We start from the raw sequence: 7,238 nt of genomic DNA on the forward strand, positions 1-7,238 counted from the left end.
ACCGCCTTCGCCGGGCATGGCCCGGCGCTACCGTTTCGCAACCCGCATCGCGCGCACGTTGTCGCCGACGAACAGCACCAGGCCGGCCCAGATCGCCGCAAACCCGATCGCCTTGCCGGTATCGAACGCTTCGTGGAAGAAGAACACGCCCAGCAGCAGCTGCAGGCTGGGCGCGATGTACTGCAGGATGCCGACCAGCGACAACGGGATGCGTTTCACCCCGTAGGCAAAGCCGATCAGCGGTACCGCCGTGATCACGCCGCCGAACACCAGCAGCAGATCGTTGCCCCAGCCCCAGCCGCCGAAGAAGCCACCGCCATGCCCGTTTTCCGACCACAGCGCGAAGCCCAGCGCCGGCAGGAACAGGTACAGGCTTTCCACGCCCAGCCCGGCCACCGGATCGACCGACACCAGCTTGCGCAGCAGGCCGTACAGGCCGAACGAACACGCCAGGCCGAGCGCGATCCACGGCGGCGTGCCGGCGTCGATGGTCAGCCAGGCCACGCCCACCGCAGCGATCGCCACGGCCAGCCACTGCACCCGGCGCAGGCGCTCTTTCAGCACCAGTACGCCCAGCAGCACGTTCACCAGCGGGTTGATGAAGTAGCCCAGGCTGGTCTCGATGACATGCCCGGCGTTCACCGCCCAGATGTACAGGCCCCAGTTGAAGGCGATGGTCAGGCTCGACAGCAGCAGGATCGGCAGCGCGCGCGGCTGCGCGGCGATCTTCTGCCACCAGCCCAGGCGCGAGGCGATCAGCAGCCAGCCCACCACCAGTACCGCGCTCCAGATGATGCGATGGGCGATGATCTGGAACGAGGGCACCTCGTTGAGCAGGTGCCAGTACACCGGCACCAGCCCCCACAGCACGAAGGTGGAGGCGGTGACCAGCAGGCCCCGGCGTTGTTCGTTCTCGTCCATGCTCATCGCTTGCGCGTCCTCGCCATCGTCAACACCACCACGCCCAGAAGTATGACCGCCATGGCCAGGAAGTCCCGCCAACCGAAACGTTCGCCATTCAATGCAGCCCCCAGCAGGACAGCAATCACAGGATTGACGTAGGCGTAGCTGCCGGCCAGCGCCGGGCGCACGTTCTGCAGCAGCCACACATAGGCGGTAAACGCCACGATGGAACCGAACACACACAGGTAGGCCATCGCCAGCAGACCGCCGGTATCGGGCAGCGTGGTCGGACGCTCGCCAACGGCCAGGCCGATCAGCACCAGCAGCACGCCGCCACAGAGCATCTGACCGGCGGCGGTCATGAACGGGCCCGGCAGGTCCAGCCCGCGCGCCCACACCGAGCCGAACGCCCAGCCGATCGGCGCAATCAGCAGCAGCACCAGCCCGGTGGGCGAAGCGGTCAGGCTGCTGCCGGCATTGAGCCAGACCACGCCGACGAAGCCGACGGCGATGCCCAGCCATTCACCCTTGCTGGCGTGCTGGCCGCGCAGCGCCGAGAACAGCGCCATCCACAATGGCACCGAGGCCACCGCCGTGGCGGCCAGGCCCGAAGACACCTCGCGTTCGGCCAGTACCACCATGCCGTTGCCCAGCACCAGCATGGTCACGCCCATGATGACCAGGTTGCGCCACTGCCGCAGCGTCGGGTTCGGCATCTTCCAGAACAGGCGCAGGGCCAGGAACATCAGGCCGCCGGCAATGATGAACCGGCTGCCGGAGACCATCGTCAGCGGCAGCGCGCCGCCGTGCAGGGCCTTGGCGATTCCCAGGTAGGTCGACCCCCAGACCACGTAGACCAGCAGCAGCGCCAACGCGACAAGGCCACCCCGGGGGGCAGCCGCAGACGGAACAGGGGGAGCCGACATGACGCACCAGGGAGCTGGGGGAACGCGGATTCTAGGACGTTCGGCCGGCTGAAATAACCCCGGTTTTCAACACACTGCAACGCAAATGGGCGATCTTCCCGGATGCCGGACGCGAAAGGGCGTACGACGATTTAGCTATAGGCCAGTCCGGCGCCCGCTGTCACCCTGTCCGGTCCCATTCCCCGCCCGCCCCTCCGGCACCCGGCGTTGACGTGGGATGCAGTACCTAGGAGGCTGGCCGCAAGCGCCCCGCGCGCGGCTGGCACCGATCTTTCCCGCACGGAAGCGCCGCATCGAGGATTCCCACCCGGATGAGCACCACGTCCCATTCCGCTGTCCCCAGCACCGACGGCGCCGCGCTGCGGCGTTCCATCTCCAATACCCTCAAAGGCTCCGCCGGCAACCTGGTGGAGTGGTACGACGTCTATGTGTACTCGGTATTTGCCGTTTACTTCGAATCGCAGTTCTTCTCACCCGACGACAAGAACTCCACGATGTACGTCTGGGCGATCTTCGCTGCGACCTTCCTGATGCGCCCGATCGGTGCATGGTTCTTCGGCCGCTTCGCCGATCGCCACGGCCGTCGCCAGGCCCTGACGGTGTCGGTCACGCTGATGGCGGCCTGTTCATTCCTCATCGCCATCACCCCAACCGCCGCCAGCATCGGCATCTGGGCGGCGGTGATCCTGCTGTTCGCGCGGCTGCTGCAGGGCTTCGCCACCGGTGGCGAATACGGTGCCAGCGCCACCTACATGTCCGAAGCAGCCATTCCTGGTCGCCGCGGCTTCCTGTCCTCCTTCCACTACGTCACCCTGGTCGGTGGCCATGTGCTGGCCCAGCTGACCCTGCTGCTGATGCTGACCTTCTGGGGCAAGCCGGAAATCTCCGAATGGGGCTGGCGCATCGCCTTCGGCATCGGCGGCATCGCCGCAGTGGTGGTGTTCTGGCTGCGCCGTGGCATGGACGAGTCGCTGTCGGAGTCGTCCATTGAAGCTGCACGCGAAGGCAAGGCGCAGAAGTCCGGTTCGATGTACGAGCTGTTCGTGCACCAGTGGCGCCCGTTGCTGCTGTGCTTCCTGATCACTGCCGGTGGCACCGTGGCCTTCTACACCTATTCGGTGAACGGCCCGAAGATGATCCAGAGTGCGTTCGCCGCCAATGACCCGATGACCGGCACCCTGATCAACCTGGGCGTGCTGGCCTTCCTGATGGTGCTGCAGCCGGTCGGTGGCTGGCTGTCGGACATCATCGGCCGCAAGACCCTGCTGGTGTTCTTCGGTGTCGGCGGCGTGCTGTACAGCTGGTACCTGATCACCCAGTTGCCGCACCAGCACGATGCCACCTTCGCCTTCCTCACCCTGGCGCTGGGCTTTGTCATCCTCACCGGCTACACCTCCATCAACGCGGTGGTGAAGGCGGAACTGTTCCCCACCCATGTGCGTGCACTGGGCGTCGGCCTGGGCTATGCGCTGGCCAACTCGCTGTTCGGTGGCACCGCCCCGCTGCTGTACCAGGGCGCACTGAAGACCGGCCACGTGGACTGGTTCGCCATCTACGTCACCGCAACGATCGCGGTATCGTTGGTGGTCTATGTCTTCTTCCTCACCAACAAGGGCCCGAACTGGCTCGACGGCACCCGCAAGTAAGCGCGCCGTAGTGATCGCAGCCACCGGTGCAATGCCGGTGGCTGCTGCGTCTCCTGCCACTCCACTGATGTGGCTCGCGGCGACGCTGGCAGCAGCCACCGCACTGGCCTGGCTGCTGCGCCGCCCCGCCGCGCAGGCGACATGGCCGCGCATCGCTTTTGGAGTGGCCTTGTTGGTGTTCAGCGCCGCACTGGCGCTGCAGCTGGCCACGGACCTGGGCGGCGGCCACAGTTCGCTGCAGATGCGCGCAAGTGCCCGCCCGGGCCCGCTGCATGCAGTGGGAATGCGCACGATGGTGGCGTGTTACCTCGCAGCGCTCGCCGCCAGCGGCTGGGGTGCGTGGACACTACTGCGCCGACGCGGGTAATGCCGGCCGCTGGCCGGCATTACCCTGTTCTTTCCGAAGGTTCATGAGGTTGCCGGCCAGTGGCCGGCACTCCCCTCAACGGCGCGCGGCTTCGCTCTTGTCGCGCTCGCCGCGGAATTCCGATTCCTTTTCCCAGGTTGGCCAGCGGCGGCTGTTTGCCAGCTCCGCGCCCAGGTCGTACACCAGCAGGGTATCGGCGGCATGGCCGGCTGGGTCCCAGCTCGGGGTCCAGGCATCACAGGCCTGGTGGTAGCAGTCGGCGAAGTACTTCTCACGCAGCGCGCGGCCGGCCTCGACACCACCCTCCAGCTTGTCCAGGCCCGGGCCGATGGTGATCGCCGGCACGCCCAAGCGGGCGAAAGCGAAGTGGTCGGCGCGGTAGAAGAAGCCGGCTTCCAGGTTCGGGTCCGGGCTGTAGCTGCGACCACGGGCCTTGGCCACGCGCTCCAGGTCAGCTTCCAGCGTTACCCGGCCCTTGCCCCACGAGGCGATGTCACGGGTTGCGCCGTCCGGGCTGAACATCTCGATGTTCAGCACTGCGGCGGTCTTGTCCAACGGCGCCAGCGGGTGCGCAGCGTAGTAGCTGGCGCCCAGCAGGCCCTTCTCTTCGGCGGTCAAGGCAACGAAGTACAACGTGCGCTGCGGCTGCGGGCCAGCGGCGAACACCCGGCCCAGTTCCAGCACGGTCGCCACGCCGGTGGCATTGTCGATCGCACCGCGACGGATGCGGTCGCCCTTGGCATCGGCCTGGCCGATACCGAAGGCATCCCAGTGTGCGGAGAAGATCACCGCCTCATCGCCATGCTCGCCACCAGGCAGCTTGGCCACCACGTTGCGGGTCACCACCTGCTCGCGCTTCAGCGCGAACTCCACGCTCAGCTTCGCATTGTCGAGGGCAACCGGGCGGAAATCGGCCCGCATGGCCTTGCGCTTCTCGGCATCGAAATCGAGGCCGGCGTCGGCAAAGATCGCTTCGGCCAGCTCGCGCTGCATCCAGCCGCGCAGCGGCGTGTGCTGGGCCATCGCCTCGGCCTGGCCACGTTCGATATCGAACAGCGGCGAGGTACCCGAGCTTTTCACCGTGGCCCAGCCGTAAGCGGCCGGCGCGGTCTCGTGCACGATCAGCACACCCTCGGCACCGCGGCGCGCGGCTTCCTCGAACTTGTAGGTCCAGCGACCGTAGTAGGTCACCGCCTTGCCATCGAACGCACCCGGCGCATCGGTTTCGAAATCGGCGTCGTTGATCAGCATCACCGCGATCTTGCCGCGCAGGTCGACGCCCTTGTAATCATCCCAATGCCGTTCGGGTGCGTCGATGCCGTAACCGACGAACACCAGCGGCGCATCCTTGATCTGCACGCGCTTGCGCGGCTGCAGGCTTTGCAGGGTCACATCCACGCCGTTGGCCAGCGCGCGCTTGCCGCCCTTCAACGCCAGGTTGGCCTTGGCCGGTCCATCCAGCTGCGCCCGCACCAGCGGCACCGGCTGCACCCAGCTGCCATCCACGCCGCCCGGCTGCAGGCCGTAGCTGCGGAACTGCTCGATCAGATACTGCACGGTGCGCTCTTCGCCTTCACTGGCCGGCGCACGGCCTTCGAATTCATCCGACGCCAGCACGCGCACGTGGCGCGACAGTGCCTGCGGATCGATGCCGCCGCCGGGCAGGTCGTTGGCCGCATGGGCCAGGCCACCGACGAACAGGCAGGACGACAGCAGCAACACGCGCATCGGATTCACGGCAATACCACGGCTAGCTTGGGAGTCACCAGAGTGTAACGTGGACGTGCCCATCCGCGTGTGCAGCGATCAGCGGCGCTCGCGGTCCAGCCAGCAGGCCAGGCCCTGCGCGTTGAGTTCGATATCCATCGCCAGCACCTCGGCCACTGCGGCCTGGTCCAGCGCGCAGCCATGCTGCTGTGCACGTTCCAGGTACAGCGCCTGCAATGCCGCCAACAGGCAGCGATGGCGGTCGGGACGACCGTCGCACTGGCGTCCGATCGCCACCATCGCATCGATCTGCTCGAACAGATCCACAGCCAGTTTCTCGACCTGTTCGACGCGACCGTAGTGGGTCAGGTACATCGCCTGCGGCGCGTAGCCCAGCATGCGCTGGATCGAGGCTTTCATCGCTTCTGGATCGAACTGCACCGGCGATGAGGTGGGGAAGATGAAAGCCCCCTGCGCACTGTCCAGTTCGCGGTAGGAGATACCGAAGGTATCGCCGGTGAACCAGCTGCGGCTACGCGCGTCCCACACGCAGTAATGGTGCAGCGCGTGGCCCGGCGTATGCAGCAGCAACAGCTCGCGGCCGGCCAGGTCGATGCGATGGCCGTCTTCGGCCACCACCACGCGGTGCTCGGCAATCGCCTCGATGCGACCATAGCTGCGCGCGATCTCATCGGCGCCGTACACCGCCGTGGCACCGGCGATCAGTCGGGTCGGATCGATCATGTGCGGCGCACCGCGCGGGTGCAGCACCGCCTTCGCATTCGGTAGCTGCTGCATCAACACGCCGGCACCGCCGGCGTGGTCCAGGTGCACATGGGTCAGCAGCAGCCAGTCCACCGCCGCTGCTTCCAACCCCGCACCGGCCAGCGCCTGCAGCATTGCAGGCACGGATAGGCCGGTACCGCAGTCGACGAAAGCCGCGCGACCGTTCTCGACGATCAGGTAGGCGGCATCGAAACTGGCGCGCTGGAAGCCGGTATCGATGGTGTGGATGCTGGGGTCGGCGGTCATCGGCACGCACCTGGCGGAATCAGGGACAGACCCCCATGGTAGGCGCGCAGGCGGCCCATGTTCGATGCGGCTTTGGTCGGGTAGCGCCGGCCGCTGGCCGGCAACCTCGGGGCAGCCAGGTGAATACAGTTGCCGGCCAGCGGCCGGCACTACCGATCAGTCGCAGCGCAATGCGAACCGCGGCCGCAGCAGCAGGGCCAGCACCAGCACCGCCAGGAACGCACCGTAGGCGTACAGCACAGCCAGCACCTGCGGCCAGATCGGCCCGGCGCCGGGCTGCACCAGGCCGATGTGGTGGCCCCACAGCATCGCCAGGATGCTCAGCAGCAATGCCAAGGCCAGAGCAGCACCATCGAACAGGCGCCGCCGCGCGGTACGCGGCTGGCGCGGGAACAGCCAGTACAGGCTGCCCAACAGGATGAACCAGGGCAGGAACAGCAGCAGCGACAACCAGGCCATCGCAGACTCCATGTCATCGCGCCGGCGGCGCGCACCCATCATGCCATGGGTGGCGTGCGTCCCTGTAGCGCCGGGGGGGGGGGGGGGGGGGGGGGGGGGGAGGGCGGCCGCCGGCGCCCCGCCGCCCCCCGCGGCCCCGGCCGCCCCCCCCCCCCCCCCCCCCCGCGCCCCCCAGCGCCGCGCACGCCGCCCCCACGC

At 67.4% G+C, this 7,238-nt stretch carries 7 protein-coding genes; 2 read left to right on the plus strand and 5 right to left on the minus strand.

Translation table 11 applies throughout. From position 1 onward, the window contains the following. Positions 1-27 precede the first annotated feature (27 nt). Together rarD and yedA are read right to left on the minus strand one after the other, a co-directional pair. Positions 28-927, minus strand: coding sequence for an EamA family transporter RarD (rarD, locus tag ACVOLJ_RS13235; protein ID WP_475280930.1), 900 nt, complete (start codon positions 925-927; stop codon positions 28-30). Then, complete coding sequence (yedA, locus tag ACVOLJ_RS13240) at positions 924-1,829, minus strand: drug/metabolite exporter YedA (RefSeq protein WP_475280929.1); 906 nt, start codon at positions 1,827-1,829, stop codon at positions 924-926. The genes rarD and yedA overlap by 4 nt, the downstream gene beginning before the upstream one ends. Before the next feature lie 311 nt (positions 1,830-2,140). Here yedA and ACVOLJ_RS13245 point away from each other — a divergent pair, with 311 nt between their 5' ends. Together ACVOLJ_RS13245 and ACVOLJ_RS13250 are read left to right on the plus strand one after the other, a co-directional pair. Beyond that, positions 2,141-3,475 carry an MFS transporter gene (locus tag ACVOLJ_RS13245; RefSeq protein ID WP_180889850.1) on the plus strand — a complete coding sequence of 445 codons (1,335 nt, stop codon included), beginning with the start codon at positions 2,141-2,143 and terminating at the stop codon, positions 3,473-3,475. A 67-nt stretch (positions 3,476-3,542) separates the two neighbouring features. Continuing rightward, entirely contained in the window at positions 3,543-3,842 is a 300-nt protein-coding gene (locus tag ACVOLJ_RS13250) for a hypothetical protein (protein WP_481564299.1), read from the plus strand. Positions 3,843-3,917: 75 nt separating this feature from the next. Here ACVOLJ_RS13250 and ACVOLJ_RS13255 read toward each other — a convergent pair whose 3' ends face one another. The 3 genes from ACVOLJ_RS13255 to ACVOLJ_RS13265 form a co-directional block, all read right to left on the minus strand. After that, entirely contained in the window at positions 3,918-5,570 is a 1,653-nt protein-coding gene (locus tag ACVOLJ_RS13255; RefSeq protein ID WP_481564300.1) for a M28 family metallopeptidase, read from the minus strand. A 78-nt stretch (positions 5,571-5,648) separates the two neighbouring features. Further along, the gene (locus ACVOLJ_RS13260) at positions 5,649-6,581 is read right to left on the minus strand and encodes an MBL fold metallo-hydrolase (RefSeq protein ID WP_481564295.1); all 933 of its coding nucleotides are present in this window, start codon (positions 6,579-6,581) and stop codon (positions 5,649-5,651) included. Positions 6,582-6,737: 156 nt separating this feature from the next. Next, positions 6,738-7,040 (minus strand): hypothetical protein, encoded by a 303-nt coding sequence (locus ACVOLJ_RS13265; RefSeq protein WP_481564296.1) that lies wholly within the window; start codon positions 7,038-7,040, stop codon positions 6,738-6,740. Positions 7,041-7,238 lie beyond the last annotated feature (198 nt).

The organism is Stenotrophomonas sp. STEN046 (assembly GCF_056759755.1).

What these genes read in the sequence shown, in the direction of transcription:
- rarD (WP_475280930.1), bottom strand. Translation starts at nt 927, where the DNA reads ATGAGCATGGACGAGAACGAACAACGCCGGGGCCTGCTGGTCACCGCC.
- yedA (WP_475280929.1), bottom strand. Translation starts at nt 1,829, where the DNA reads ATGTCGGCTCCCCCTGTTCCGTCTGCGGCTGCCCCCCGGGGTGGCCTT.
- ACVOLJ_RS13245 (WP_180889850.1), top strand. Translation starts at nt 2,141, where the DNA reads ATGAGCACCACGTCCCATTCCGCTGTCCCCAGCACCGACGGCGCCGCG.
- ACVOLJ_RS13250 (WP_481564299.1), top strand. Translation starts at nt 3,543, where the DNA reads ATGTGGCTCGCGGCGACGCTGGCAGCAGCCACCGCACTGGCCTGGCTG.
- ACVOLJ_RS13255 (WP_481564300.1), bottom strand. Translation starts at nt 5,570, where the DNA reads ATGCGCGTGTTGCTGCTGTCGTCCTGCCTGTTCGTCGGTGGCCTGGCC.
- ACVOLJ_RS13260 (WP_481564295.1), bottom strand. Translation starts at nt 6,581, where the DNA reads ATGACCGCCGACCCCAGCATCCACACCATCGATACCGGCTTCCAGCGC.
- ACVOLJ_RS13265 (WP_481564296.1), bottom strand. Translation starts at nt 7,040, where the DNA reads ATGGCCTGGTTGTCGCTGCTGCTGTTCCTGCCCTGGTTCATCCTGTTG.